Genomic DNA, 580 nt, shown 5'->3' with positions numbered 1-580 from the left:
TTGTTTATAACAGAAAGTACCCGCCGCCTGGAGCCCGCCACCCGCCAGGTGGCGCTGATGGTCGGCTACCGCGACCTCGACCGCGCGCAATGGCGCAGCGTGCTCCAGCCCGTTGCCGGGCAGGCGAGCAGCTACCGCATCGAACTGGGCGCCAACGCCGTGCGCGTGGTGGCCCTCGAACAACCCTCCCGTCCCGACTCTCGCTAAACGGAGCCCCTATGTCCTGGAACAACCGCGTGATCTGGTCGGAAGGCATGTTCATCGGCACCCAGCATTTCCAGCAGCACGACCGCTACCTGGAAAGCCTCATCGACGCCCGCAGCCGGCCGCTGTCCGCCGCTGGCTGGGGCTTTTCGGAGCTTCAGCTCGATACCGGCCTGCTGGCCCAGGGCAAGCTGGCCATCGTCACGGCGCGCGGCCTGCTGCCCGACGGCACGCCGTTCAACATTCCCCAGGAAGACGTCGCTCCCGAACCGCTGGATATCGAGGACGGCCTGCGTGACGGGGTGATCTACGTCGCCCTGCCGCTGCGCCGTTCCGGCGTGCGCGACACGGTGGAGGCGGGCGAGGCCGCCGGTGG

The 580-nt window shown here is 68.4% G+C and carries 2 protein-coding genes; both read left to right on the top strand.

Features of this window, described 5'->3' with window-relative positions; translation table 11 throughout:
* Window positions 1–207, top strand: a 207-nt coding sequence (locus ACCC94_RS30005; protein ID WP_413353212.1) for a type VI secretion lipoprotein TssJ, incomplete at its 5' end; no start/stop codon positions are given.
* An 11-nt stretch (window positions 208–218) separates the two neighbouring features.
* Window positions 219–580 (top strand): type VI secretion system baseplate subunit TssK (gene tssK / locus ACCC94_RS30000; RefSeq protein ID WP_413353211.1); only part of this gene is annotated, 362 nt, incomplete at its 3' end.

It is taken from the genome of Pseudomonas sp. Pseusp97 (genome assembly GCF_047304025.1).
Lineage (GTDB): Bacteria > Pseudomonadota > Gammaproteobacteria > Pseudomonadales > Pseudomonadaceae > Pseudomonas.
This window is presented reverse-complemented; position numbering and strand designations above follow the sequence as displayed.